Raw genomic sequence first — 26,920 nt, forward strand, 5'->3', positions numbered from 1 at the left:
GTTTGGTACAGGGGGCCGGCCTGCGTCTTCGTGCTCAATGTCGTGGTCGTCGGCCGGCTCTTCGGACTCCTCGAAACGAGCGGTGTTCCCGGTGCTCGGCCATGACCTCCCGCAGAGAGATGAGACACGTCCGTGATCAAGATCGGGAAAGATTGCTCCTTCTTTCCCGGACTATCAAGGAACCCCTATGAAGCGAATGATCGCGAGCATCTCCGCGGTCACGGCCGTCGCGCTCGTGACCGGGGCACCGGCCCAAGCCCAGGCTCAGGCAGCCCTCGCCGATCCGGTCAAGGCGGTGAAGAGCCAGTTCGTTCCGGGCAAGGGGGTGAGGTTCAGCGACCGGAGCACCATGATCGAAGATGGCGAGGGCCAGCCTTACCTGCGGCGCACCGGTTCCTTCCAGTTCGGCCGAGGCGGGGTCGTCGCCTCCGACATCAGCTCGCAGAGTGCCCGCCCGGCCGACGATCGCCTCAATCCGCCCGTCCCCGAACGGACGATCCGGGTCGGCACCACGAGCTACTCCCAAGGTGGCACCTATCGCGACAAAATGCCGCGAGGCAAGAGTTGGTACAAGGACCCGAGCGGCATGACGGGCGGTACGGACGGCTGGTTCAGCCAGTTGGTGAACGTCGCAGAGCCGGCGACCCTCACCAGCCTGCTCAAGGGCGCCAAGAAGTCCCGTACCACCTACAGCGGCACCACCACCTTCGGCAGGCTCGCCAAAGTCTCGCCCTGGTTCCGCGCCACTTTGCCGCTCCGGTCGAGCGACAAGACCGTGGTGACGTTCAAGCTCACCGTGGACAGAAACCACCTGCCACAGCACCTGACCACGTCCTTCCCTGTCGTCGGCATCTTCGACAGCACCGGGTGGGAGGGCAAGACGATCAGCGTCGAGACCCGTTTCACCGGCTGGGGCAGCAGGGTCTCCATCAAGGCGCCGCCCGCGAACAAGGTGACGACCAAGCTTGAGGACAGGGACGGGTTGTGACAGCGGTCGGCGGCCTGACGGGGCGCTGATCGTCGGGCGGTTCGGCATCGAGGTGGCCGCCGTTGTCACTCTCGCTCAACGTGTGGTCGTACGGCGAAACCGCCCGGGGGTAGGAGCAGGTCGCCCGGTTCGTGTTCCTCGTCTCCGTGGTTGATGGCGAAGAGCCAGTCGCCGCGTCGTACGAGTTCCACGGGGGTGGGGGAGAGGCCGAGCAGGCGGGCGTAGGCGTCGTCGGTCAGGCGGGTGGAGATGTAGAGGGCCGTTCCTGAGCCGTACGGGTGGCGGGTGACGGCGGGTTGGCCGGAGAGGGGGGTGGCGAGGGTGTGCGGGCCGGTGTAGACGGCCAGCGCCTCGGCGCCCTCCAGATGGACGTGTTCGCTCCAGAAGGTGCCGGTCTCCGGCCGGTCGCCGGGGAACGTCGTTTCATCGGAAAACGTCGCCTCGTCGGTCGGGGGACGTGCGGGTATTTCGGCCCGGGGGGAGGTGCTCCGGGGGGCGAGGACGTCAGGAGCTGACAGGGTGAGGGCGACGTCGGGGGGCAGGGGGTGGAACTCCTCGACGCGGATGCCGAGCAGGTCGCGGAGGGCGCCGGGGTAGCCGCCGAGGCGGACGCGGGCGTGTTCGTCGGCGATGCCGCTGAGGTAGGAGACCACGAGGGTGCCGCCGCCGGAGACGTAGCGGCGCAGGTTGTCGGCGTCGGCGTCGGAGATCAGGTAGAGGCTGGGGACGAGGACGAGCGGGTAGGCCGACAGGTCGGCGGAGGGGTGGACGACGTCGGCGGTGACGCCGTGCCGGTAGAGGACCCGGTGGGCCTGGCGTACGGCCTCGGTGTAGTTCAGTTCGGTGGAGGGCAGCCCGGGTGCCTGGAGTGCCCAGTTCGCCTCGGCGTCCCAGAGGATCGCGGCCCCGGCCTCGACGGGAGCCGCGCAGGCGTCCTCCAGTGTGGGCAGCAGGGCGCCCAGGTCGCAGATCTCGCGGAAGATCCGCGAGTCGGGTCCGGCGTGCGGGACCATGCCGCCGTGCCAGAGTTCGGCGCCGCCCCGGGAGGCCCGCCACTGGAAGAACATGGCTCCCCGTGAGCCGCGCGCGATGTGCGACAGGCTCAGCCTGGTGATCTCACCGGGGTGCTTGGCGCGCATCCGGGGGCCGGTGTAGGTGACCACCGCCTGCTCCATCAGCAGCCAGGGCTTCCCGGTGGCCCAGCCGCGGGCCAGGTCGGCGGCGAAGGCGGTCTCGGCGGGCGGGTCGGTGGACGGGTAGTGGTCGATCGCCACCAGGTCGACCTCGGCCGCCCAGTGGCGGTGGTTCACCGGCACCCAGTCGCCGAGGACGAAGTTCGTGGTGACCGGGACGTTCGGGGTGAGTTCGCGCAGCACCGCCTTCTGCTCGCGGAAGTGGTCGAGCATCGCGTCGGAGACGAACCGCCGGAAGTCCAGGGCCTGGGAGGGGTTGGGCAGGTACTGGGTGGCGCGGGGGGTGGTGATCTGCTCCCACGCGGAGTAGTGCTGGCTCCAGAACGAGGTGGTCCAGGCGTCGTTCAGCGCCTCCAGGGTGCCGTGCCGGGCTCGCAGCCAGGTCCTGAAGGCGTCGGCGGCGTGGTCGCAGTGGCAGGTGGTGCCGTACTCGTTGTGCACGTGCCACATGGCGAGCGCCGGGTGGTCGCGGTAGCGCTCGGCGAGCGTGCGGGCGATTCCGGCGCAGGCGGCGCGGTAGGCGGGGGAGTGCACGCAGTAGGTGTCGCGGCTGCCGTGGGTGAGGCGGGTGCCGTCGTGGGTGACGGTGAGGGCGTCGGGGTGGGCGAGGCCGAACCAGGGGGGTGGCGAGGCGGTCGGGGTGGCGAGGTTGACGCGGATCCCGCCGTCGTGCAGCAGGTCGAGGACGCGGTCGAGCCAGCCGAGGTCGTGGACGCCGGGTGCGGGCTCCAGGCGCGCCCAGGAGAAGACGCCGACGCTGACCAGGTTCACCCCGGCCCGCCGCATCAGCTCGACGTCCTCCTTCCAGACATCCTCCGGCCACTGCTCGGGGTTGTAGTCCCCGCCGTAACACAGCCCGCCGAGCCGTTCCGACCAGTCCACGGCTCCCCTTTGTTTGGATGGAAACTAAACTAATTATCCACGTGCGGCGGGCCGGGCTCAAGAGGGCGGCTCTGGCCCGCGCCTTTGTATCCTCTTGCCCACGGACGGTCCGCGCGAGGGACAGGATTCGTCGGGGTTGTCGGGTACGGATTGGCGGCGGTATGTGAGCCTTCTCGTGAAGACGGCGGCGGGGTGCGGGCAATAACCACGTCCGTTGCCCCACGAAAGGCATCCTCCGCATGAGAGTAAACAGCGATCGTCCGCCCGATCGCGTCCTTCCCGGCCTGGCCTTGCCGGCATCGTTCCTCACGGACGAGGCGGTCGGGGACGACGTGGCAGGGGACGCCGTGCCGGTGGAGGCCGCGGTCGCGAGTGACGCCGAGGTGATCCGGATGTCGCTGCGCGATCCGGAACGGTTCGCCGAGGTCTTCCACAAATACTTCGCCGCGATCCATCGGTACGCCTCCGCCAGACTGGGCGCCGACGCCGCGGACGACGTCGCGGCGGAGACGTTCCTCGCGGCCTTCCGGCAGCGGGAGCGCTACGACCTGTCCCGTCACGACGCGCGCGCGTGGCTGTTCGGCATCGCCACCAACCTGATCAGGCGGCACCGCAGGGACGAGGTGCGCCTGTACCGCGCGCTGGAGCGGGCGAGGGACGCCTCCGTCACCGACTCGGGAGTGTCACCGGTGGACCGCGCCGACGCCGACCTCGCGCAGCGCCGCCTGGCGGGTGCGCTCGCCGTGTTGAAAGCCGGTGACCGGGAGGCACTCCTGCTGGTCGCGTACGGCGAGCTCAGCTACGCGGAGGTGTCCGACGCCCTGGGCATCCCCGTTGGCACCGTCGGGTCCCGCCTGAACCGGGCCCGCAGGCAGGTCAGGAAGGTTCTGGACAGGGACGTCGCAAGCAAGGGGAGACGACACGATGGATGAGATGAACCTGCTTCGTGACCGAGCCGAGGCCCAGCCCGCTCCGCGGCCAGAGGCGGTCGCCTCCGCACTCAACCGCCTTCGTGGCGTCGCCGAGGAGTCCGAACGCGGCGTCTCCGGGTGGCTCAGGCGGGTAGCCCGGCGTTCGATCCGGCTGCCAGGATCGCGCCGGAGGCTCGCCGTGGCGGGCCCGCCGGCCTCGCGACGGCGATGGTCGCGCCCGCTCTCGCACCTCATGGCCACGGTCGGTGTCGCGGCCACCGTCGTCGCGGTGGTGACGACGACGACGGTGATCGCACGGGGGCCAGGTGAGGAGCGGCCGCCCACGCCCGCCGCCACGGGTGATCGGGAGGTGTGGCGCGAGGGGGACCCCGAGATCGTGGTGTTCCTCTGCAAGGACGACTCGCCCTTCCTGTTGTGCGGTGGCGGTGGCTTCGCCGTGGACGACGGTGGCCTCGGTCCGCCGCCGGAACCCATCCTGGGTGGCAAAGCCGCCACGTCGCGGGACGTGGCGGTGATCGAGCGGACGCTCGGGGCCATGCCGCAGGTGGAGGCGATCTCCTTCGTGAGTAAGCAGGAGGCTTACGCCGACCTGCGTCGCGAGGACGGGCCGTCCGGGAAGCTGTCCGAGATCCTCGACGTGGAGGACATGAACGAGTCGTTCACCTTGAAGATGCGGCCCGGCACCGACTGGAATGCCGTGATCGAGAAGGCCGAGACGCTGCGGGGAGTGGCCAACGTGGTCAACCGCAAGTGCCGCACCGAGAACGCCCGGGAGATCGTCGAGAGGGACAGGACCCTGTGCGCTTCGGGTGGTTACGGGGACTGACCGAGGACCGACCGAGGACCGACCGAACCCGTGCCGGTGGGTGAGCGCGGCGTTCGATGACGTCGCGGTGCCAGGGGGCGTCACGGGCGGGCCGGACGGGCATCCGGCCCGCCCGTCCTGCCCGTGAGGCGCGGCTTCGGGGATGACGGGTCGCATTCGAGGCGAGGTGCGTACGGGTCCGAAGAGGGGGGTCCAGGTGAGCTCCGGCAGGTGCAGGCATTGACGTTTGTTGGTTTGGACGTAAAACTAACTCGGCAGATGCAGGCCCGAGCGCTGGAGTTCCCATGCCTTACCGTCCCCCGTTGGTCGCGCACGAGTACTTCGTCGCCGACCCGCCTGAGCTGCCCGTACGCTCGCACGGTGAGGGGGGCCTGTCGGCGTTGATCTCGGCTGAGCCGGTCGCCTCCGATGCGGCAGGGGTGATCCTGAAGGCCGTGACATCGGCCGAGGAGACGCTTTTAGTCCAGTTGAGTGTGGCGGGCGAGGGGGTGATCCGGGTCCGGCTCGGGCAGGACGCGGACGCGCGGACCCGGTCGGCCGCGGCGATCTCGATGGTCACGCCGGGCGAGTTCGCCGGGGCTCGGGTGGAGAGCCGCGAGGGGACGATCCTGCTGGACGCGGGTTCGTTGCGCGCGGAGATCACCCTGGCTCCCTGGCACCTGAGGTTCACCGACGCGAGCGGGGCGCCGCTGCTCGAGCAGGACCGGGGGCACACCGACATCAGCGGCCGGTTGCGCACGCTGCCGTTCGGCCGTTCCAGCTCGGGTGGCGCGGTGGTCGGCTACCACGAGAGCTTCGTGGCCCCCGCCGACGAGGCGTTCAGCGGGTTCGGCGAGTCGTTCACCCGGCTCGACAAGCGCGGCCAGCGGCCGGTGATGTGGAACTTCGACGCGTTTGGCGCCGAGTCGCAGCGGGCGTACAAGAACATCCCGTTCTACCTGTCCAGCAGGGGTTACGGCGTGCTGGTGGACAGCGGGACGCCGGTGGAGTTCGACGTGTGCCAGTCCACGCACAGCTGCGTGCAGATCGTGGTCCCGGACGACCTGATCGACTACTACGTGATCGCCGGGCCGACCCCGTCGGAGGTGCTGGAGCGGTTCGACCTGCTGACCTGCCGGCCGCTGCTCCCGCCGAAGTGGGCGTTCGGCACCTGGATCTCCTCGGGGTTCTTCGTGGACACCCAGGAGCGGGTGATGGCGCGGGCGCGGAGGATCCGCGAGCGCGGCATCCCGTGTGACGTGCTGCACCTGGACACGTACTGGCAGACCGACGGCCACTGGTCCGACCTGCGCTGGGACGCCGAGGGCTTCCCCGACCCCACCGGCATGCTGGCCGAGCTGAAGGAGATGGGGTTCAAGGTCTGCCTGTGGATGAACCCGTACATCTCCCACCTCAGCCCGATCTTCGCTGAAGCGGCCGAGAGTGGATACTTCCTGAAGAAGCCTGATGGCGAGGTCTATGTCGCCGACTGCTGGCACGGCTCCTACCCGGCCTGCGGCATCGTCGACTTCACCGACCCGGCCGCCACCGAGTGGTTCAAGGGACTGCTGCGCCCGCTGCTCGAACAGGGCGTCCAGGTCTTCAAGACCGACTTCGCCGAGGGCGTGCCGCACGACGCGGTCGCGGCCAACGGCATGTCCGGCACCGACCTGCACAACGTCTACACGCTGCTGTTCAACGACGCCGTCTCCGAGGTGACCAAGGAGGTCGCGGGGCACGGCATGGTCTGGGCGCGCTCGTCGTTCCTCGGCGGGCAGCGGCATTCGGCGCAGTGGAGCGGCGACACCTACACCAGCTACGCCGCGATGGGCAGCACGCTGCGCGGCGGGCTGGCGCACGGCCTGTCCGGCGTCCCGTTCTGGAGCCACGACGCGGGCGGGTTCACCGGCCGCCCCACCGACGACCTGTACGTCAGGTGGACCCAGTTCGGCGCGCTCTCCCCGCTGCTGCGCCTGCACGGCACCACCAGCAGGGAGCCGTGGGAGTTTCCCGAGGTCGAGGCGGAGGCGGTCGAGGCGCTGAGGCTGCGCTACCGGCTCATGCCGTACATCTACACGGCGGCCGTCGAGGCGGCCAGGACCGGGGCCCCGATGATGCGGGCGCTGTGCGTGGACTACCCGGACGACCCGGTGGCCTGGCAGGCGGACCTGCAGTATCTCCTTGGCCGCGACCTGCTGGTGGCGCCGATGACCTCGCCCGAGCAGGTGAGGAAGGTCTACCTGCCCGAGGGGGAGTGGGTGGACCACTGGACGGGCGAGATCCTGTCCGGCGGCCGGTACGTCACGGCCGCCACGCCGCTGGACCGCGTTCCGCTGTACGTCCGGCGCGGGGCCGTCGTCCCCGTTCTCACCGAGCGGGGTGGGACCGAGGCGGGCGGGACCGTCGGGGACGGGCCGTTCGGGGAGATCACCCTGATCGCGTACGGAGTCGGAGCCGACAGCGGCGAGATCCGTACCGTCGTCTCCGACCTCGACGGGGACACCGTGATCACCGCGGTCCCCGAGGGGGAGGGCCTGCGGGTGACCGTCTCGGGGAGCGCGCGGATCGCGGGCGTCGAGTTGGTGGGGGCCGACATACCACTCGTCATCACCACCATCTAGGAGAAAGACCATGTTCAACCTGAAAGTCGGTGTCGCCGCGGTGGCGGCGCTCATGGCGCTCGCCGCCTGCGGCGGCACCGAACCCGCGGCGGACACCCCCGCCGCGGAGGGCCCCCGTGTCCTGAAGCTCTGGCACTACGAAGGCGCCGACAGCGCGATGGGCAAGGCGTGGGCCGAGGCCGTCAAGCAGTTCGAGGCCTCGCACCCCGGCGTGACGGTCAAGTTCGAGGAGAAGGCGTTCGAGCAGATCCGCCAGTCGGCGGGGATGATCCTCAACTCGGACGAGGCCCCCGACGTGATGGAGTACAACAAGGGCAACGCCACGGCCGGTCTGCTGTCGAAGCAGGGTCTGCTCACCGACCTCACCCCCGAGGTGACCAAGCGCGGCTGGGACAAGCTGCTCAGCCCCTCGATCCAGACGACCGCGAGATACGACGAGCGCGGGGTGATGGGCGGGGGCAAGTGGTACGGCGTCCCCAACTACGCCGAGTACGTGATGGTCTACTACAACAAGGACGCCTTCAAGAAGGCGGGCGTCGAGGTACCCACCACCTTCGAGGAGTTCACCGCCGCGCTCGACACGTTCGTCAAGGCGGGGACCACCCCCATCGCGGTCGGCGGCGCCGAGTATCCCGCGCAGCAGATCTTCTACCAGCTCGCGCTGAGCAAGGCGCAGCGACCGTGGGTGGACGCCTTCCAGCTCTACAAGGGCAAGGTCGACTTCAAGGGACCCGAGTTCAAGTACGCGGCCGACACCTTCGCCGACTGGGTCAAGAAGGGCTACGTCGACAAGGACTCCGCCGCGATCAAGGCCGAGGACATGGGCACCTCCTTCATCGGCGGCAAGTATCCGATCCTGGTCTCCGGCAGCTGGTGGTACGGACGCTTCGCCAGCGACGTCAAGGACTTCGAGTGGGGCTCGTTCCTGTGGCCGGGTAACACGATGAGCGCCGGATCCAGCGGCAACATCTGGGTCGTCCCCGAGAACGCCAAGAACAAGGATCTCGCCTACGACTTCATCGACATCACGATGAAGAAGGACATCCAGAACCTGCTCGGCAACTCCGGCGGCATCCCGGTCGCCGCCGACACGGACGCGATCACCGACGAGAAGAGCAAGGAGCTGATCGAGAACTTCAACAGGCTCTCGACCTCCGACGGGCTGGCCTTCTACCCCGACTGGCCGGCGCCGGGCTACTACGACGTGCTCGTCTCGGGCGTGCAGAACCTCATCAACGGCACCAAGACCCCCGACGCGGTCCTGGACGAGATCGCCGCTCCGTACGAGGAGAACCTCGCCGACATCGGCAACTGACGTCTCCCACGGCCCGCGCCGTGACGATCACGGTGTCACGGCGCGGGCCGCGCGTACCGAACACGCGGCCCGCGCACGGAGCAGTGCACGGAGCAGTGCACGGAGCAGAGCGTGCGCGCAGAACACAGAACACGTGCGCGGGACACGCGCACGGAGCAGAGCGTGCCCACGGAACAGAGAAAGCCGTACGCACAGAACAGAGAAAGGAGACCTCCGATGCCGAGGTCTCGCGACCGCGGGTACTGGGTGTTCCTGCTGCCGAGCGCCGTGCTCTTCACCGCGGTCATCGTCGTGCCGTTCCTGATGAACGTCGGCATCGGCTTCACCCGCTGGCAGGGGATCGGCGACCCGAGGTGGATCGGGCTGGAGAACTACACCCGCCTCCTCGCCGACGAGCGGTTCTGGTCCTCCTTCCGCAACAACGTCGCGCTCATCGTGGCGATGGCGATCGTCCCGACGCTCATCGGCCTCGTCCTGGCCGCCACGCTCTTCGACTACGTGGGCAAGAAGGTCGGTCCCCGTGCGGCCAGCGTGCTGCGGGCCGCGTACTACCTGCCGCAGGTGCTGCCGGTCGCGGTGGCCGGGATCGTCTGGGGCTGGATCATGCACCCGCGCTTCGGGGCGCTCAACGACCTGCTCGGGCTGCTGGGGATGGAGCCGAGGAACTGGCTCGGTGACCCGGCCTGGGCGTTGCCGAGCGTGATGGCGATCATGGTGTGGTTCCAGATCGGCTACCCGGTCGTCATCTTCATGGCGGGGCTGCAGCGGGTCGATCCCGCGCTGTACGAGGCCGCCGAGATGGACGGCGCCTCGTGGTGGCGGCGGTTCTGGCACATCACGATCCCGCAGATCCGGCCGGAGATCTACGTGGTCCTGCTCACCTGCACGATCGCCGCGCTCAAGGTCTTCGGGCCGATCTTCGTGCTGACCAGGGGCGGTCCCGGCGGTGCCACGCTCGTGCCGTCCTACTTCAGCTACCAGAACTTCTTCGAGAAGGCCAACGTCGGGTACGGGGCGGCGATCGCCACCGTGCTCACCCTCGTGATCATCGCGGTGACGGTGTTCTTCCTGCGGGTTCAGGACAGGGAATCATGATCCGGAAATACTCGGTCCTGGTCTCGCTGGTCGTGCTGGCCGTCGCGATGCTGGTGCCGTTCGCCATCGTCACGCTCAACGCGGTGAAGTCCCCGGCCGACTACTCCTCGGGCGGGCCGCTGGGACTGCCGAGCGAGCTGTATCTCGACGGGATCGTCGACTTCTGGAACCGGGTCGACTTCGGCGGCAAGCTGTGGAACAGCCTGCTGATCAGCGGCTCGGTCGCGGTGTTCGCCACGGTCCTTTCTGTGCTCAACGCCTACGCGCTCGGCATCGGCAGGGTGCGCGGGCGGGTGTGGATCCTCGTCGTCTTCCTGGTGGCGAACACGCTGCCGCAGGAGGCGCTGGTCTACCCGCTGTACTACCTGGCCAAGCAGGTCGGACTGTACGACACCAGGCTCGGTGTGATCATCATCTTCACGGTGATCCAGAGCGCCTTCGGGACGTACCTGCTCGCCTCGGTGCTCGGCCGCTTCCCGCGCGAGATCCTGGAGGCGGCGGCCCTGGACGGCGCGGGCAAATGGCGGGCCCTGTGGCAGGTCGTCGTGCCGATCAGCAGGCCGACGCTGAGCGTGCTGCTCATCTTCTTCTTCATCTGGACCTGGAACGAGTTCTTCCTGCCTCTCGTCTTCCTCATCTCCAACGAGAACCAGACCGTCCCGGTCGCGCTCGGGGTGTTGCAGGGGGACAAGATGATGGACGCCACGATGTCCAGCGCCTCGGCGCTGCTCGGCATCCTGCCCGCGGTCGCCTTCTTCCTCATCTTCCAGCGGACCCTCACCCGCGGCGTGACCGTGGGCGCCGTCAAATGACCGCACCTCGCCTCCCGTTCGACCTCATGCTTCCTTTTTACGGATTTCGGGATGTCGAGATGGGGGAAGGCTAGCTCCAAATGGTGCGGTGGCCCGACTGAGGTGACAGCATGAAGGGCGGGAGGTGTCATGAGCGTTGACTTCACAACCGTCTACACAGGGTTAGTTGAATTGTGCGAGAAGTACGGTGTCGTCGAGTTGGCTGTCTTCGGCTCAGTCGCCCGTGGTGAGGACGGGGAGGGGAGCGACGTCGACCTCCTCTATGTTCTGAAACCTGGCAGTGACATTGGGATCGAGTTCTTCGGCTTCCAGGAGGAGTTGGAGGAGCTTCTGGGCCGCAAGGTCGATGTGGTCTCCAAGGAAGGGCTCCACTGGGTCATTCGTGATCAGGTCCTCAACGACGCCCAGGTGTTGTATGCAGCGTGAGGGCCTGTATCTGGTGGACATCGTGGAAGCCGCCAGAAAGATCGCTTCGTACCTCGAAGGTGTCTCGCCTGAGATGTGGTCGGCTGACTCGATGCGCCGTGATGCGGTCATCTGGCAGCTGTCCATCATCGGTGAGGCCGTCGGAGGGATTTCGGACGAGACCCGAGCTTCCACCCCTGAGATCCCGTGGAAACTGATCAGAGGGTTGCGTAACAACGTGGTTCACCGTTACTTCAGCGTCGACTGGAAGATCGTGCACAGCGCCGCCACGGTGAACGTCCCCGACCTGGAGCGCCAAGTACGAAACTTGCTTCAGCGCGCCTACCCGGACCTCTTCGAGCGTCTGGAGCAAGAGGAGGCACGCACCTTATCCGCTCCTCCTGAGGATGCGCGCACCGAACCCTCAACGGGTTCGGCTTCTTAGCTCTCCGGCAAAATCGCTGCCGCATCCTCATCCGAGGTGCTTTGCGAGTGCGTGCCGGAAGGTTTACGAGTGACGCGGGGTGCGGGGGGAATCGGTCACTTCGACACCCTGTTGCGAATCATGAACGCAGACCGAATTCCAGGAGGACATCATGACGACCACGACGCGTCCCGCCGAGGCCTCCGGGCAGTTCACCATCGGGGGCGACCTCACCGTCAACCGCCTGGGCTACGGGTCGATGCAGCTCACCGGCGAGGGAGTGTGGGGAGACCCACGCGACCCCGACGAGGCCGTCCGGGTCCTGCGCAGGGCGGTCGAGCTCGGCGTGAACCTCATCGACACCGCCGACTCCTACGGCCCGTTCGTCGCCGAGCTGCTCATCAAGAAGGCGCTGCACCCCTACCCCGACGACCTGGTGATCGCGACCAAGGCGGGGTTCACCCGGCAGGGTCCCGGGCTCTGGACGCCGGTCGGCCGTCCCGAGTACCTGCGCCAGCAGGTCGAGCTGAGCCTGCGCCACCTCGGCGTCGAGCGGATCGACCTGCTGCAGCTGCACCGCATCGACCCGGCCGTCCCCGTCGCCGACCAGGTCGGGGAGCTCGCGCTGATGCAGCGGGAGGGCAAGATCCGCCACATCGGCCTCAGCGAGGTGAGCGTCGAGGACGTCGAGGAGGCGGGGAAGTCCGCGACGATCGTCTCGGTGCAGAACCTCTACAACCTCGCGCACCGCGACGCCGAGCCCCTGCTGGAGTACTCGGAGGCGAACGGCATCGGTTTCATCCCCTGGTTCCCGCTCGCGACCGGCAGGCTGGCGGCGGAGGGCGGCCCGCTCGCCGCGGCGGCGAGGGAGCACGGCGCCACCCCTTCGCAGCTCGCCCTGGCGTGGCTGCTGCGCCGTTCCCCGGTGATGCTGCCGATCCCCGGCACCTCGACGGTCGCCCACCTGGAGGACAACGTCGCCGCCGCGGCCGTCCGGTTGACCGACGAGGAGTTCAACGCTCTGACCAGGGGCGTCTGAGGATTGCTGAGAATTTTCCCGAGGATACTTGCGAACCGAAGAGCCGCTAACCTATAACTGGAGTAAGAGGTTTCCGAGAAGGCAGGCTTGAGGATACCTGCCAGTTCACACGGAGGTGGTTACCGATGCTGCTGACGTCGATCGACCCGTTCATCCAGGAGTTCGACCGCCAGTTCGACCGGCTCTCCCGCCAGGTCCTGGGGTCGGGCGAGGGGGCCGCGCGGGTGGCCATGCCGCTCGACGGGGTCCGCCGCAAGGACGACGTCCTCCTGAAGTTCGACCTCCCGGGCATCGACCCCGACACCATCGAGGTGACCGTCGACCGCGGGGTGCTCTCGGTGAGCGCCGGTCGTGAGGAGGAGTACGGGGAGGAGGACCGCCTGTTCGTCCGCGAGCGCCCGATGGGCACCTTCACCCGCCGCGTCTACCTGTCCGAGCACCTCGACAGCGACAAGGTCGACGCCGCCTACTCCAACGGGGTCCTGGCGGTGCGCATCCCGGTCATCGAGCGGGCCAAGCCCCGCAAGGTCGCGATCCAGAAGGCCGAGAGCACGGCCGACCAGAAGTCGATCAAGGCGTGAGGTCCAGGGTCTGACCGCAGAACCTCCTCGGGGTGGGTGCCGGTTCCGGCACCCACCCCGCGCGTTTCCCGCCCCGTCCCCTCCTGGGGAACCATCCACGAACCCCACGACCCCGTAAGGGAACCCCATGACCCCGCAAGGGAAAGGAGCGGTGATGGCCCGGTTACCCTTCGACGACGAGCACGCCCCGCTGTACTCCGTCGGCCAGGTCGCCGACATGCTCGAGGTCGAGCAGGCGTTCCTGCGCAGGCTCGACGAGCACGACGTGGTCAGCCCGGCCCGCTCCACCGGCGGCCAGCGGCGCTACACCCGCCACGAGATCGGTGACCTGCAGGACGCCATCCGGCTCGTCGGCGAGGGTATGAGCCTCGCCGCCGTACGCCGGATCTTCACCCTGCAGCAGCAGGTCCGCGACCTGCAGGAGGAACTGGCCAGGGAGCGTGCCGCCCGGCAGGAGGAGCGCTCCGCCGAGCGGTAGGACGGGAGGAGCCTGCCAGGGGGCGTGCCGCCCGAGGAGAGGAGCGCTCCGCCGAGCGGCAGGGGCGGCAGGATCCGCTCAGCCCTTGATGGCGCCGATGATGACCCCCTTGGTGAAGTGCCGCTGGACGAACGGGTAGAGGAACAGCACCGGCAGCAGCGCGAGGACGACGATGGCCATCTGGATGGCGAGGCTCGGCGGTGGTGACTGCCCGGCGATGGTGCCGACGCCGGTCTGTCCGACGATCAGCGACTGGCCCTGGAGCACGTACTGCCGCAGCACCACCTGCAGCGGCCACTTGGCGTTGTCGTTGAGATAGAGGACGGCGTTGAAGAACGAGTTCCAGTAGCCGACCGCGTAGAACATGCCGATGACGGCGGTGACGCCCTTCGACATGGGCAGCACGATCGTCCGCAGGATGCGGAACTCGCTCGCGCCGTCGATGCGGGCGCTGTCGGTCACCTCGTCGGGGATGTTCATGAAGAACGCCCGCATCACCACCAGGTTGAACGCGGTGACCGCGCCCGGCAGGATGAGCGACCAGTAGGTGTCGATCAGTCCCAGCGAGCTGACCAGCAGATAGTTGGGGATCAGCCCCGGTCCGAACAGGAAGGTGAGCAGGACCAGGAACAGCATCGGCCGGTGCAGCAGCGAGCCGGGCCGTGACAGGCCGTAGGCGGCGAGCACGGTGACGGTGAGGCTGATCGCGGTGCCGACGAGGGTGACGCCGAGGCTCACCATCACCGACCTGGTCACCACGCCGCCCGCGAACAATTCCTCGTACGCGGCGAAGGACAGCCCGTTCGGCACGGTGACCAGGCCGCCGGCCTCCGTCACCGCCTCCTGGGTGGACAGGCTGGTCAGCACGACCATGTAGATCGGGAAGAGCACGCACGCGACGATGAGCGTGAGGACGAACCCCTTGAGGAGCCCGCCGACGCGGCTGGGCCGCTCGGCCCAGGGGGGAAGAGTCGTCATGATCGTTTGTAGATTCCCTGCTCGCCGAATCGGTGGGCGACCTTGTTGGCCACCAGGATCAGCACCAGTCCCACCAGGCCCTTCACCAGACCGGCCGCCGCGCCGTAGCTCCACTCGCCGGTGAGCAGCGTGCGCCAGTACACGAACGTGTCCAGCACCTCGGCGGCCTCCCTGCCGACCGCGTCGCGTTGCAGGAAGAACTGCTCGAAGCCGACGTTCAGCGCCTCGCCGAGGCGCAGGATGAGCAGCAGCACGATGACCGGGCGCAGGCCGGGCAGGGTGATGTGCCACAGCCGTCGCCAGCGGCTCGCGCCGTCGACGGCGGCGGCCTCGTAGAGGTTCTGGTTGATGGCGGCGAGCGCGGCGAGGAAGATGATCGTTCCCCAGCCGGCGTCCTTCCAGACCGTCTCCGCCGTGACCAGCACGATGAACGTATCCGGATTTGTCATGATGTCGATGCCGTCGTACCCGTGGTCCCGCAGCGTCTGCGCGAGCAGGCCCGCGCCGCCGAACATCTGCTGGAACAGCGTGACCACCAGCACCCACGAGAAGAAGTGCGGCATGTAGACGATGCTCTGGATGAACAGCCGCAGCCGGGGCCGCACCACGCTGTCCAGGAGTACGGCGAGCAGGATCGGTATGGGGAAGTAGAAGATCAGCTGAAACGTGGTGATCGTGAGGGTGTTGATCGTCGCGTCCCAGAAGCTCGCGTCGAACATCAGCCAGTGGAAGTTGGCGAACCCCACCCACGGACTGTCCCCGATGCCCACGTACGGCGAGTAGTCCTGGAACGCGATCACGTTGCCGAGCAGCGGGACATAGTGGAACAGGATGAGCAGCCCGATGGCGGGCAGGGTCATCAGCAGCAGCTGCCAGTCACGTTTCAGTCGCGATCCGAAGGGTTGCGGGCGCGCCCGGCTTGTCCTCGGACCCCTTTTGCGGACATCCTTGGAGGTGCCGGCGCCGGCGGGTGAGGTCAGGTCACCCGCCGGCCCGGTCCCTTCGCTGTCTTCGGGGGCGGTCCTAAGCACGGCCGTTGTCCCGCAGGACCTTCATGTAGAACTCGCGGGCCTCGTCCCCGCCGTCCCGCCGCCACTCCGTGACGATCTGCTTGGCGTCGCTCACCGGTCGCCGGCCCCGCATGATGTCGGTGAACTTGTCCTCGGTGGGAACCTGCAGCCCGGAGTACTTCGACGGCTTCTGAATCCTGATCCCGTCGAAAGGACCCTTCTCCAGATACTGGAAGCTCGCGTTCTGCCACTCCATGTTGAGCTTGACGGCGTCGGGGAAGGCCCAGTCCACGTAGATCGGGCGCCCGCCGAGGAAGCCGTAGGTGTAGGCGACCTCCTTGCGGCCGAGGTCGGTCGCCTCGGGGATGCCCTTCGCGTCCCGCTTGAAGTGCTTGCCCTCCACACCGAAGTTGGCGAGCTCGTACTCCCTGGTCCCGTACGGCGCCGCGCACCAGTTGAGGATGGAGATGATCTCCTCCACCTGCTCCTTCGGCAGGCCCTTCTTGACGAAGGTGAAGAGGCCCGCCGCGTTGTTGTGGTACATCAGCGGGGTGCCGCCGTCGTGGGCGAAGAGCGGGAAGGCGTCCAGGGCGAAGTCGGGGTTCCTGCCGCGGTGCTGCTGCAGGAGCTCCTTCCAGCCGGCCAGCCCGTCGCGGTAGATCAGGATCTGCCCGCTCCCCATCAGCTCCTTCTCGTTGGCGCCCTTGCTGCCGACGACGCTCGGGTGGACCAGCCCTTCCTTGAAGACCTTCCGCATGAACTCCAGCATCGGCTCGTACTCGGGGGTCTCGTACTTGTGGACGAGCTTGCCGCCCTCGTACCGCCACTCCTGCGGGATGCGGAAGGTCGGCCACATCATCTCGTGGATGGCGCCGAACGCCCAGCGCTTGGCCTTGGCGTCGGTGATCTCCTTGCCGAGCTCGAACAGCTCGTCGGCGGTCTTGGGGTTGGTGTTCCAGCCGTTCTTGTCGAACAGGTCCTTGCGGTAGAGCAGCGCGAGGGGGTACGGCTCGGTCGGGAACGGCACCGCCATGAGCTTGTCGTTCCAGACCGACCACTGCCACGCGGCGGTCGGCAGGTTGGCCAGCAGCTGGTAGGGCTTGACCTTGTCGCCCTGCAGGTAGGGGGTGAGGTCCTCGAAGGCCTTGTCGACGGCGGTGTTGAAGTCCGCCATCTTGTCGATCTCCCAGCTGGGGATGCACATGATCTCCGGGATGTCCCCGGCGGCGAGCCTGGCGATGACCTTGTCGACGTAGACGTTGCCGTCGGCGATCTGGAACTCCACGGTGGAGCCGATGTCGGCGTTGACGGCCTGGAAGTAGGAGTTGCTCGACAGACCGGGCGGCGGCGGGCCCCACAGCGGGGTCATCGCCTTGTAGGTGCCGCCCTTGCCCGCCTTCTGGGTGAGCGCCGGGAGGGGGGTGGCCGGGTAGGAGGTGAAGCCGCCGCTGACGTCGGGTACCCCGGGATGGGTGGAGATCGTGCCGGGGATGTCGGGCTTGAGCCCGGGGAAGGCGGTGTAGGTGGGGGTGAGGGACGTGAGCTTGTCCGCCGCGGCGGCCGTGGCGCCTCCGCTGCCGGGCCGGGGGCCGCTCGGCGCGGAGCACGCGCCGAGCAGGCCGCCGCCCGCGGTCATCGCGGCGGTGAGCCCCACCAGCCCGAGGAATCCGCGGCGGCTGGTCAACGCGCCCTGGGGAAGGTCGTTCACGGGGCGCTCCCTTCGTTGGTTCGTGGTGGATCGGGGGGGTGTCGTGGAGGATGGCTCCGGGGTAGAATTAGTTCGTCTTTCGACCAAACAAATTAGTCGAGGGTGGCCGCCGCCACAAGGGACCGCCGATCGCGGGGCACGGGGGAGCGGTCACGGATTGGTGAACGATGGGGCATGATGGGGCCAGCCTGGCCGAGCGGGAGCGGGACTCACCTTGATCACATCTACGACTGACCCGCGGCCGGCGGACTTCGCCGACGTGCGGGCCACCAACCTCGCCGTCGTGCTGAGGTTCGTACGCGGGCACGCGCCGTGCTCGCGGGCCGACATCGCGGCGTCCACCGGTCTCAACAAGGCGACCGTGTCGAGCCTGGTCGCCGATCTGATCGACCGCCGGCTGGTCAGGGAGACCGGCCTGACGGAGAACCGCGTCGGCCGCCCCGCCACGATGCTCGTGCTCGACGGCTCGCCGTACGCGGCGATCGGCATCGAGGTGAACGTCGACTACGTCACCGCGGTCGCGGTGGACCTGTCGGGGGAGAAGCTGCTGTCCTGGCGCCGGTCCTTTCCCGGCGCGGCCGGTACGGCGGGCCAGGCGATGGCCACCGTCGCCGGAATCGTCCGCCGGGTGGTGAGCCGGATGGCGAAGGAGGAGCGCCAGGTCCTGGGGCTCACCGTGGGCGTGCCAGGACTGATCGGCACCGACGGCGCCGTGCGCGTCGCCCCCAACCTCGGCTGGCGTGACGCCGACCTCTGCGGCGACCTCACCAAGGCCCTGCGCGACCCGGGCTTCCCCGTGCAGGTCGACAACGACGCCAACCTCGCGGCCCTGGCCGAGCACCGCTTCGGCCCGCACGCGGGGACGGCGAACCTGGTCTACCTCACCGGCGAGATCGGGGTCGGGGCCGGGATCATCCTCGACGGACGGCTGCGCCGCGGGGGCCAGGGATACGGCGGGGAGATCGGTCACATCCAGATCGACCCGCTCGGCGCCGAGTGCCGCTGCGGACGCCTGGGCTGCCTGGAGGCCGTCGCCGGGATCGGCGCCGTGCTGGAACACGCCGCGATCTCGCCCGCCGAGGTCGAGACCGAGCTCGAAGAGGTGGCGCGACTTGCCCGCGTGGGCGACGAGCGCACGCTCGCCGTGCTGAGCACCGTGGGCCACAACCTCGGCAAGGGCGTGGCCCTGCTGGCCAACCTGCTCAACCCCGAGGTGGTCATCCTGGGCGGCTACTACGTGCCGCTCGCGCCGTGGTTGCTGCCCGCGGTGGAGGCGGAGATCGCGGGACGCACGATCGCGCCGGACGCCGGGGGCTGCCGGGTGGTGGCCTCCACACTCGGGTACGGGGCGGCCGCGCTGGGGGGCGCCGCCCGGGTGCTCGACTCCGTGGACGCCGGTCACCTGCCGCGGGTCTCGTGATCCGCGTCCGGGCGGACGGCCCGTTGGATTCATGCTGTTTTCAGGAGATCCGCTGACCCGGATCCGGGGATTTCCGGTCGTCGGCAGGCGTTCTTTCGATCCGGATCCGGGTGGATTCGGGCCGTTTGCCGAGTAACTCTTGACCTCGGCCGCACAGGAGTGCACCCTTCAGGGAAGCTCCGTTCGAAACACGCGCGTAACGAAGACCGGGGCGCGCGGGTGACGACGGAGTTTTCCCGGACCGATTATCGAAGCGCTTCGACTGAAGCGCCCTTCCACGCCGGAAAGTCGAAGCGCTTCGACGCTCTCAAAGGGATGGTCCCCGATGAACGAACCGTTCCGTGACCCGGAACTCCCCCTCGCGCGGCGGATCGCAGACCTGCGAGGCAGGCTCACCCTGGAGGAGAAGGTCGGGCTGCTGCACCAGTACCAGCAGCCGGTGACCCGCCTGGGGGTCGGCCCGTTCCGCACCGGCACCGAGGCGCTGCACGGCCTCGCCTGGCTCGGTCCGGCGACGGTGTTCCCGCAGGCGATCGGGCTGGCCAGCACCTGGGACCCCGATCTGGTCCGGCGGGTCGGCGAGGCCACGAGCGACGAGGTCCTCGCCTTCCACCACAAGGATCCGACGGGGGCGGGGCTCAACGTCTGGGCTCCGGTCGTCAACCCGCTGCGCGACCCCCGCTGGGGCCGCAACGAGGAGGGCTACTCCGAGGACCCGTGGCTGACCGGCCTCATGGCGACGGCGTACGCGTCCGGCCTTCGGGGGAGCGATCCCGCGGTGCTGAAGACCGCGCCCACCCTCAAGCACTTCCTCGGCTACAACAACGAGACCGACCGCTGCGTCACCTCCAGCGAGCTGCCGCCCCGGGTGCTGCGCGAGTACGAACTCCCGGCCTACCGGCCCGCGCTGGAGAGCGGCGCCGCGGTCGCCGTGATGCCCTCCTACAACCTGGTCAACGGCCGCCCCGCCCACCTCAGCCCGCTGATCGAGGAGGTGCTGCGGGCATGGGCGCCCGACGACATCCTCGTCGTCAGTGACGCGTACGCGCCGGGCAACCTCACCGGCGCGCAGGGATACCACGACGACCTGCCCGAGGCGTACGCCCACGCGATCAGGGCCGGGCTCGACAGCTTCACCCAGGACGACGGTCGTTCCGAGGCCACCCTCGGCCACATCCGCGCCGCGCTGGAGCGCGGCCTGCTCACCGAGGAGGACGTCGACGCCGCCGTGGGGCACGCGCTGTCCGTCCGCTTCCGGCTGGGCGAGTTCGACCCCACCACCCCGCACGACGACATCGACGAGGCGGTCGTCAACTGCCCCGAGCACCAGAGCCTCGCCCGCGAGGCCGCCAGGCGCTCGATCGTGCTGCTGCGCAACGACGGCCTCCTGCCGCTCGACGCCTCGGTGCGCAGGATCGCGGTCATCGGCCAGCTCGGCGACACGCTCATGGAGGACTGGTACTCGGGGACCCTCCCGTACGCCGTCACCGCCCGCGCCGGGCTCGCCGAGCGGTGCGAGACCGTCTTCTGCGAGGCCGTGGACCGGATCACCATCTCGGTGGACGGTGGCGCGGAAGGAACGAACGGCCGTTTCGTCGTCGCCGACCCCGACGGCGGGCCGCTCGGGCTCGGCGGCGAGCCCGACCTGTTCGACCTGTTCGACTGGGGCGGCGGCTGCTACGCCCTGCGGGCCGTGACGACCGGCCGCCACCTGTCCGTCGACGAGGAGGGAGTGCTGGTCAACGACCAGCCGGGTCCCAACGGCTGGGAGGTACGCCAGACCTTCCGCACCGAGGACCGCCCCCGAGGCGCGCTCGCGCTCCGGCACATCTCCACCGGCCGCTACCTCGCCTTCGACGGTGAGGCCTTCCGTCTCGCCGACGACGCCGACGCCGCGGCCTGGCTCACCGTGGAGCGGGTGGTGAGCGGCGCCGAGGCCGCCGCCGCGCTCGCCGCGACCGCGGACGTGGCCGTGGTGGTCGTCGGCGACCACCCCCTGGTCAACGGCAGGGAGACCGAGGACCGCCTCGACCTCGCGCTGCCCGCCGCGCAGCAGGCCGTGGTGCGGGCGGTGCGCGAGGCGAACCCGAGAACCGTGATGGTGATCAGCAGCGGCTACCCGGTGAGCTGGGACGGCGACGACCCGCCCGCGGTGCTGTGGTCCTCGCACGGGGGCCAGGAGTACGGCCACGCGCTGGCCGAGGTGCTGTTCGGCGACGCCGACCCCGAGGGGAGACTCACCCAGACCTGGTACCGCTCGGCGAGCGAGCTGCCCGACCTGCTCGACTACGACATCATCGCCACCGACGCGACCTACCAGTACTTCAGGGGGACCCCGCTCTACCCCTTCGGGCACGGTCTCGGCTACACCACCTTCGAGTACGCCGACCTGGCCGTCTCGGTGGAGGGCGGCAGGCTCACCGCCTCGGTCACCGTCACCAACACCGGCTCCCGCGAAGGGGTGGAGGTCGTCCAGATCTACACCCGCCAGCGGCGCTCCCGGGTCAAGCAGGCGCTGCGCCACCTGCGGGGCTTCGTCAAGGTGCGTCTCGCCCCCGGCGAGAGCACCCGGGTCGACTGGGGGCTCGACATCGCGGAACTGGCCTTCTGGGACGTCACCAGGGGCCGGTTCGTCGTCGAGGACGCACCCCACAAGGTCATGGTCGGTGGCTCCGCGCGGGACATCCGGCTGTGCGCCCCCTTCCACGTGGACGGCGAGCGGATCCCGCCGCGCGACGCCTTCGCGGGCCCGATCGCCGCCGTGGACCACGACGAGTACGACTCGGTGGCGTTCGTGGACGCGGCCAGGGTCTCGGGTGACGCCGTACGGTCCACCGCCGAGGGCGCGTGGATCGTGTTCCGCTCGGTCGACCTGGGGGAGGGGGCCGCGTCCTGCTCGGCCACCGCGACCAGCGCCGAGGGCGGCGTGCTCACCCTGCGCCTGGACGACCCCCTCTACGGGCCCGTCGTCGGCGACCTCCCCGTTCCCCGCGCGGGCCGCTACGACCTCGCCGAGATACGCGCCGGGCTTGCGGAGGCCGGAGGAGTCCACGATCTTTATGTGGTGTTCGAGAACGCGGGGATCACCCTCGCCTCCCTGAGCTTCGGCGCGGTCACGTGAGCGGGCGGGCGGTGACGATCAGCGAGGTCGCCAGGCACGCCGGAGTGGCCGTGAGCACGGTTTCGTACGTGCTCAGCGGGAAGCGCGCGATCTCGGCCGACACCCGGCGCCGGGTGCTCGACAGCGTGCGGGTCCTCGGATACCACCCCAACGCCGGTGCGAGGGCCCTGGCCAGCAAGCGGGCCAACGTCATCGCACTGGTACTGCCCCTTCGGGCGGGCGTGCACGTCCCGGTGCTGATGCAGTTCGCCACCTCGGTGGTCACCGCCGCGCGCAGGTACGACCACGACGTGCTGCTGCTCACCGCCGACGAGGGCTCCGACGGGCTGCGCAGGGCGGCGGCGAGCGCCCTGGTCGACGGGCTGGTCGTGATGGACGTGGAGCTCCACGACAGCCGGGTACCGCTGCTCAGGGATCTCGCGGAACCCAGCGTGCTGATCGGCTTCCCCGCCGACTCGGCCGGCCTCACCTGCGTCGACCTCGACTTCGCGCGGGCGGGCGCGCTCTGTGTGGAGCACCTGGCCGAGCGCGGGCACCGGGAGGTCGCGCTGCTCGGCGCCCCCTCGGTCGTCTACGACCGGGGCACCGGCTTCGCCCGCCGCACCAGGGAGGGCTTCGTCGCGGCCGTGGACGAGACCGGCCTGACCGGGGTGGCCCTGCCGTGCGAGGAGAACTTCGACCAGGTCTCCGCCACGATCGCCGAGCTTCTCGACAGCAGGCCGGGCCTGTCCGGGCTGGTCGTGCACAACGAGGCCGCGGTCGGTCACGTGCTGGGGGCGCTGCGCCAGTACGGCAGGCGGGTGCCCGACGACGTCGCCGTGGTGGCGATCTGCCCCGACGACATCGCGGAACGCTCCAGTCCGCCGCTCACCTCGGTGCTGATCCCGGCCGAGGAGGTGGGCCGCCAGGCGGTCCGGCTGCTCATGGAGAAACTCGAAGGCCGCGCCGTCCCCGACGGTACCCTGCTCCAGCCGAGGCTCACCGTCCGCGACAGCACCTGAGGTGCCTTTCGCCGAGGTCCTCGCCGTTCCCGACGGCTCCTGAGGTGTCTTTCGCCGAGGTCATCGCCATCCACGACGGCATCTGAGGCGCTGCCTTCCGACGGTTTCCCCGCACCCCGAGGCCCCACCGCCCGCGACGGCATCCGAGGCGCCCTGCGCCGAGGTTCTCACCGTCCTCGACGGCTCTTGAGGCGCCCGACCCGGCGGCTTCCCGCCAAGGTTTTCCCGGCGAACCCCCTGTTTCCTCTCAACGGCGACGGGCGCGCTCCCCCAAGGGAAACGCGCCCGCCGGTCTTGCGTGCGTACTGTCCTACCTGTTCGGCTTCTGCCGGGTGTTCCGCGCGGAACGACTACCAGTCGCCGCCGCCGAAGTCACCGCCACCGAAGTCGCCTCCGCCGCCGAAGTCACCCCAGCCCCCACCGCCGAAGTCGCCTCCGCCGCCGAAGTCGGTGGCGCCGCTGCTGTCGCCGCCGCCGTAGCCGCCATAGCCGTAGCCGCCGAAGCCGCCGCTCATCATGCTGCCGATCATCGTGCCGACCAGCATGCCGGTCATGACGTCGCCGAAGCCGCCGTAGTAGCCCTGGGCGTAGGGCTGGTAGGCCGGGCCCGCGTCGTAGTACGGGCGGCGCTGACCGTTGACCATGACCTCACGCGCCTGCGGCTCGAAGCCGCGCTCGACGGCCTCCGCGTCGGCCGCGCAGGCGGGCACGTCGCGCAGCGCACCGCCGGGCGGGGCCCAGCGCACGTCGCGGACGGAGGGGCCGTGCTGCGGGTTGAAGAAGCACGGGGAGCGTCGCTCGGGCAGCGGCTGGTTGTTGACGCGCGCCTTCACGCAGGCGAGGGCGTAGCGGCCCTCCTCCAACGCGGTGGTCACGCCACGGAGCTCGTCGGGGCGGTTGACCGCCGCGAGCTCCAGCTTGGCCCGCTCGTAGGAGTCGAGGGCGCGCTGCCAGTCCTGCTGGTGGTCGGCGCCGTCGTTGAGCAGCTTGACGTCGGTGTCGAGGTCGGTGATCTCCTCACCGAACTTGGTGACGTCCTCGTCCACGGTCTGCTTGACCGCGGCCAGCTCGGCGGCCTCGCGCTCCTCGCGCTGCTTCTTCTTCTTGCGGGAGTAGAAGAAGATGCCCGCGCCACCGGCGAGGGCGAGCACCAGGATGCCGACCAGCACGCCCGTGCTGGAACCGCCGGAAGGGCTGGAGGAAGCGGAGGAGGAGTCAGAGGAGCCGGACGGGGCACCGCCACCGACGGCCGCCGCGTCGGCCAGCTTGACGAAGTTGATCACGTTGTCGGTCGGGCTGGAGGCGGTCTTCGCCCGCCCGAGCAGCTCGTCGACGTCGACGCCCTTGATGTTGGTGACGCCGAACGGCGTGGTGCCGCTCATCACCAGGACGACGGACTTGGAACCGACGCCCTTGAGGATCGAACTCAACAGAGTCCTCGCCTGGGACTGGCTGCTGATCGAGCCCTTGGGCAGCAGCGCCACGTAGACGGAGGAAGTCTCGTCGGCAGCCTTGCGCATGGCGTCGACGGCATCGGTGGGCAGACCCGCAGCGGGATCGGCGTAGAAGTTGTCCCCGTCCGTCAGCTCAGAGACGATCGCACTGGGGTCTGGCGCCGCGGCGTGGGCCGCCGGGGCGATCATGGACATGGCCAGTAGCCCGACGAACAATGCCATGATCATGGCACCGAAACGACCTGGCGCGGCTTTTGTGATGGTCACGGCAGAAAGCCTCCTTCGTCCTGAAGACGAATGAGTGGACGACAGAGTTCCCTACTCATCGACCGTATCCCCTTCAGGGCCGGGTCAGGCGTCCCCCGCCCACCTCGGTAGGGGATCGTCACCCTGCCCCTCCCGGCCTGGCGCCCGTCCTCGCCCGGTTCGACCCGGTACGCGCACGCGTCCCCGGCCCGGCGCGGGTTCGCGGGGCCCCTTTTCCCGCTCCACCGAACCGCGGCCCACCGGGCCGTGGCCCGCGGGCGCGCTCAGGTGTCCTTGATCTCGCAGATCGTGGCGCCGGAGGAGATGGTCTGGCCGACCGACGCCGCCAGTCCCGTGACGGTGCCCGCCTTGTGGGCGGCGAGCGGCTGCTCCATCTTCATCGCCTCGAGCACGACGATCGTGTCACCGGCCGCGACGGTGTCGCCGTCGGCGACGACGATCTTGACGATCGTGCCCTGCATCGGGCTGATCAGGGAGTCGCCGCTCGCGGCCTTCCCCGCCACCCCGCCGCCGCTCCGGCGCGGCGCCTTCGAGGCCGCGCGGCCCGCCCCCGCGGCGTTGCCGACGGCGAATCCCGAGGGCAGCACCACCTCAAGCCGCTTGCCGCCCACCTCGACGGTGATCCGCTCCCGCTCGCCCGGCTCCCCGGCCGTGCCCGGCTCTCCCTCGTACGGCGGGATCACGGTGTCGAACTCGGTCTCGATCCACCGGGTGTGCACCGAGAACGGCTCGCCCGTGAACGCGGGGTCGTCCACCACGGCCCGGTGGAAGGGCAGCACGGTCGGCATGCCGCCGATCTCGAACTCCGCCAGGGCCCTGCGCGAGCGCTCCAGTGCCTGCCGCCGGGTCGCACCGGTCACGATCAGCTTGGCGACCAGCGAGTCGAAGGACTGCGGGACGGTCATGCCCGCCTCGTAGCCGGCGTCCAGGCGCACCCCGGGACCCGAGGGGGTGCTCATGCTCGTGATCGTGCCGGGGGCGGGCAGGAAGCCGCGCCCGGCGTCCTCGGCGTTGACGCGGAACTCGATCGAGTGGCCGCGCGCCACGGGGTCGCCGTAGCCGAGCTCCTCACCGTCGGCGATGCGGAACATCTCCCGTACGAGATCGATGCCCGCTACCTCCTCGGTCACCGGGTGCTCGACCTGCAGACGGGTGTTGACCTCCAGGAAGGAGATCGTGCCGTCCTGGCCCACCAGGAACTCGCACGTGCCGGCGCCGACGTAACCCGCCTCGCGCAGGATCGCCTTGGAACTGGTGTAGAGCAGGTCGAGCTGCTCGGGCGACAGGAACGGGGCCGGTGCCTCCTCGACCAGCTTCTGGTGGCGGCGCTGCAGCGAGCAGTCGCGGGTGGACACCACGACCACGGTGCCGTGGGCGTCGGCGAGGCACTGGGTCTCCACGTGCCGGGGCCGGTCCAGGTAGCGCTCGACGAAGCACTCGCCCCTGCCGAAGGCGGTGACGGCCTCGCGGACCGCGCTGTCGTACAGGTCGGGGATCTCCTCCAGGGTGCGCGCGACCTTCAGCCCGCGCCCGCCGCCGCCGTACGCGGCCTTGATCGCGATCGGCAGGCCGTGTTCGGCGGCGAAGGCGACGACCTCCTCGCTCCCCGAGACCGGATCCGTGGTGCCCGCCACGAGCGGCGCGCCGACCTTCTGGGCGATGTGCCGGGCCTGCACCTTGTCGCCGAGCGCGGTGATCGCGGCCGGCGGCGGGCCGATCCAGGTCAGACCCGCGTCGATCACGGCCTGGGCGAAGGCGGCGTTCTCGGCGAGGAAGCCGTAGCCGGGGTGCACGGCGTCGGCCCCGGCCTCGGCGGCGACGCCCAGCAGCTTGCCGACGTCGAGGTAGGTCTCCGCGGGAGTCTCGCCGCCGAGCGCGCGGGCCTCGTCCGCGACCCGGACATGGAGCGCGTCCAGATCCTGGTCGGAGTAGACGGCGACGCTGGCCAGCCCGGCGTCCTTGCAGGCACGGGCGATTCGTACGGCGATCTCACCACGGTTGGCGATCAGGACCTTGTGCACCGACGTCGTTCCCTTCAGTACGTGCCAGTACGTGCGGAGGAGAGGACTGGCGGGCCTTCAACGGAGTGTAGGCGTCGCCTGACGGCAAGGGGTGGGTGGGTCCCGCAGTCCTGGTCATGCCCCCGGGTCCCGTTTCCGATATTGCCCCTGCCCCTGCTCTCAGCCCCGGCCCCGGTTTCGGCTTCGGTCGTGGTCCTCGTCCCGGTCTCGGCCCCGGCCGGGGCGCGGAGGAGCCCCGCCCGGCCGCTCCCGAGGTACTGCCCTTCACCGCGATCTCGCATAACAGTCCTATAACCCATCTGAATTACGAAAAATCACAGCAATGGAGAACGTTTAGCCTCTCGGCCACCGAGGGAACGTCCATAGCCGC

At 69.3% G+C, this 26,920-nt stretch carries 21 protein-coding genes; 15 read left to right on the forward strand and 6 right to left on the reverse strand.

The annotated features are described in order from the left end of the window. Positions 1-187 precede the first annotated feature (187 nt). Positions 188-988 carry a hypothetical protein gene (locus tag ACFY3V_RS16700; RefSeq protein ID WP_389774073.1) on the forward strand — a complete coding sequence of 267 codons (801 nt, stop codon included), beginning with the start codon at positions 188-190 and terminating at the stop codon, positions 986-988. Positions 989-1,053: 65 nt separating this feature from the next. Here the strand turns inward: ACFY3V_RS16700 and ACFY3V_RS16705 are convergent, their stop codons facing one another. Next, the gene (locus ACFY3V_RS16705; RefSeq protein WP_389774076.1) at positions 1,054-3,063 is read right to left on the reverse strand and encodes a beta-galactosidase; all 2,010 of its coding nucleotides are present in this window, start codon (positions 3,061-3,063) and stop codon (positions 1,054-1,056) included. A gap of 239 nt (positions 3,064-3,302) precedes the next feature. Between ACFY3V_RS16705 and ACFY3V_RS16710 the strand changes: the two genes are divergently transcribed. The 11 genes from ACFY3V_RS16710 to ACFY3V_RS16760 all read left to right on the forward strand — a co-directional run bounded on the left by ACFY3V_RS16710 (position 3,303) and on the right by ACFY3V_RS16760 (position 13,570). After that, positions 3,303-3,995 (forward strand): RNA polymerase sigma factor, encoded by a 693-nt coding sequence (locus tag ACFY3V_RS16710; protein WP_389774079.1) that lies wholly within the window; start codon positions 3,303-3,305, stop codon positions 3,993-3,995. 1 nt (position 3,996) lies between these two features. Next, positions 3,997-4,821 (forward strand): permease-like cell division protein FtsX, encoded by an 825-nt coding sequence (locus ACFY3V_RS16715; RefSeq protein WP_389774082.1) that lies wholly within the window; start codon positions 3,997-3,999, stop codon positions 4,819-4,821. Between the two features lie 284 nt (positions 4,822-5,105). Beyond that, positions 5,106-7,421: a TIM-barrel domain-containing protein gene (locus tag ACFY3V_RS16720; RefSeq protein ID WP_389774085.1), complete on the forward strand. Its 2,316-nt coding sequence runs from the start codon at positions 5,106-5,108 to the stop codon at positions 7,419-7,421. Between the two features lie 10 nt (positions 7,422-7,431). Next, positions 7,432-8,736, forward strand: a complete 1,305-nt coding sequence (locus tag ACFY3V_RS16725) for an extracellular solute-binding protein (RefSeq protein WP_350943503.1) — start codon at positions 7,432-7,434, stop codon at positions 8,734-8,736. A gap of 216 nt (positions 8,737-8,952) precedes the next feature. Continuing rightward, entirely contained in the window at positions 8,953-9,831 is an 879-nt protein-coding gene (locus tag ACFY3V_RS16730) for a sugar ABC transporter permease (RefSeq protein ID WP_362896263.1), read from the forward strand. Next, positions 9,828-10,643 (forward strand): carbohydrate ABC transporter permease, encoded by an 816-nt coding sequence (locus tag ACFY3V_RS16735; protein WP_362896265.1) that lies wholly within the window; start codon positions 9,828-9,830, stop codon positions 10,641-10,643. Before ACFY3V_RS16730 ends, ACFY3V_RS16735 begins: the two co-directional genes overlap by 4 nt. A 129-nt stretch (positions 10,644-10,772) precedes the next feature. Continuing rightward, positions 10,773-11,069: a nucleotidyltransferase family protein gene (locus ACFY3V_RS16740; protein WP_362896267.1), complete on the forward strand. Its 297-nt coding sequence runs from the start codon at positions 10,773-10,775 to the stop codon at positions 11,067-11,069. Further along, positions 11,059-11,493, forward strand: a complete 435-nt coding sequence (locus ACFY3V_RS16745; protein WP_362896269.1) for a DUF86 domain-containing protein — start codon at positions 11,059-11,061, stop codon at positions 11,491-11,493. The genes ACFY3V_RS16740 and ACFY3V_RS16745 overlap by 11 nt, the downstream gene beginning before the upstream one ends. 151 nt (positions 11,494-11,644) lie before the next feature. Next, on the forward strand, positions 11,645-12,511 hold the full coding sequence (locus tag ACFY3V_RS16750) for an aldo/keto reductase (protein ID WP_362896271.1): 867 nt from the start codon (positions 11,645-11,647) through the stop codon (positions 12,509-12,511). A gap of 125 nt (positions 12,512-12,636) precedes the next feature. Next, the gene (locus ACFY3V_RS16755; RefSeq protein WP_362896273.1) at positions 12,637-13,092 is read left to right on the forward strand and encodes an Hsp20/alpha crystallin family protein; all 456 of its coding nucleotides are present in this window, start codon (positions 12,637-12,639) and stop codon (positions 13,090-13,092) included. Between the two features lie 154 nt (positions 13,093-13,246). Beyond that, the gene (locus tag ACFY3V_RS16760) at positions 13,247-13,570 is read left to right on the forward strand and encodes a MerR family transcriptional regulator (protein WP_350946384.1); all 324 of its coding nucleotides are present in this window, start codon (positions 13,247-13,249) and stop codon (positions 13,568-13,570) included. A 78-nt stretch (positions 13,571-13,648) separates the two neighbouring features. Here ACFY3V_RS16760 and ACFY3V_RS16765 read toward each other — a convergent pair whose 3' ends face one another. From ACFY3V_RS16765 to ACFY3V_RS16775, 3 genes are read right to left on the reverse strand one after another with little or no spacing between them, the layout of a single operon-like run. Beyond that, positions 13,649-14,548, reverse strand: coding sequence for a carbohydrate ABC transporter permease (locus ACFY3V_RS16765; protein WP_362896275.1), 900 nt, complete (start codon positions 14,546-14,548; stop codon positions 13,649-13,651). Further along, entirely contained in the window at positions 14,545-15,579 is a 1,035-nt protein-coding gene (locus tag ACFY3V_RS16770; RefSeq protein WP_389774094.1) for an ABC transporter permease, read from the reverse strand. Before ACFY3V_RS16770 ends, ACFY3V_RS16765 begins: the two co-directional genes overlap by 4 nt. Next, positions 15,572-17,266: an extracellular solute-binding protein gene (locus tag ACFY3V_RS16775; RefSeq protein ID WP_389774097.1), complete on the reverse strand. Its 1,695-nt coding sequence runs from the start codon at positions 17,264-17,266 to the stop codon at positions 15,572-15,574. The genes ACFY3V_RS16770 and ACFY3V_RS16775 overlap by 8 nt, the downstream gene beginning before the upstream one ends. Before the next feature lie 214 nt (positions 17,267-17,480). Here ACFY3V_RS16775 and ACFY3V_RS16780 point away from each other — a divergent pair, with 214 nt between their 5' ends. The 3 genes from ACFY3V_RS16780 (at position 17,481) to ACFY3V_RS16790 (ending at position 22,808) form a co-directional block, all read left to right on the forward strand. After that, positions 17,481-18,686 carry an ROK family transcriptional regulator gene (locus ACFY3V_RS16780; protein WP_350946387.1) on the forward strand — a complete coding sequence of 402 codons (1,206 nt, stop codon included), beginning with the start codon at positions 17,481-17,483 and terminating at the stop codon, positions 18,684-18,686. Positions 18,687-19,011: 325 nt separating this feature from the next. Then, positions 19,012-21,807, forward strand: a complete 2,796-nt coding sequence (locus tag ACFY3V_RS16785; protein WP_389774100.1) for a glycoside hydrolase family 3 C-terminal domain-containing protein — start codon at positions 19,012-19,014, stop codon at positions 21,805-21,807. A gap of 11 nt (positions 21,808-21,818) precedes the next feature. Then, complete coding sequence (locus ACFY3V_RS16790; RefSeq protein ID WP_362896283.1) at positions 21,819-22,808, forward strand: LacI family DNA-binding transcriptional regulator; 990 nt, start codon at positions 21,819-21,821, stop codon at positions 22,806-22,808. A 350-nt stretch (positions 22,809-23,158) separates the two neighbouring features. On the opposite strand, the gene ACFY3V_RS16795 is transcribed toward ACFY3V_RS16790, so the two are convergent. Then, positions 23,159-24,529 (reverse strand): hypothetical protein, encoded by a 1,371-nt coding sequence (locus ACFY3V_RS16795; RefSeq protein WP_389774104.1) that lies wholly within the window; start codon positions 24,527-24,529, stop codon positions 23,159-23,161. Between the two features lie 263 nt (positions 24,530-24,792). Further along, positions 24,793-26,550 carry an acetyl/propionyl/methylcrotonyl-CoA carboxylase subunit alpha gene (locus ACFY3V_RS16800; RefSeq protein WP_389774107.1) on the reverse strand — a complete coding sequence of 586 codons (1,758 nt, stop codon included), beginning with the start codon at positions 26,548-26,550 and terminating at the stop codon, positions 24,793-24,795. Positions 26,551-26,920 lie beyond the last annotated feature (370 nt).

Source organism: Streptosporangium sp. NPDC000095 (genome assembly GCF_042899335.1).
GTDB lineage: Bacteria > Actinomycetota > Actinomycetes > Streptosporangiales > Streptosporangiaceae > Streptosporangium.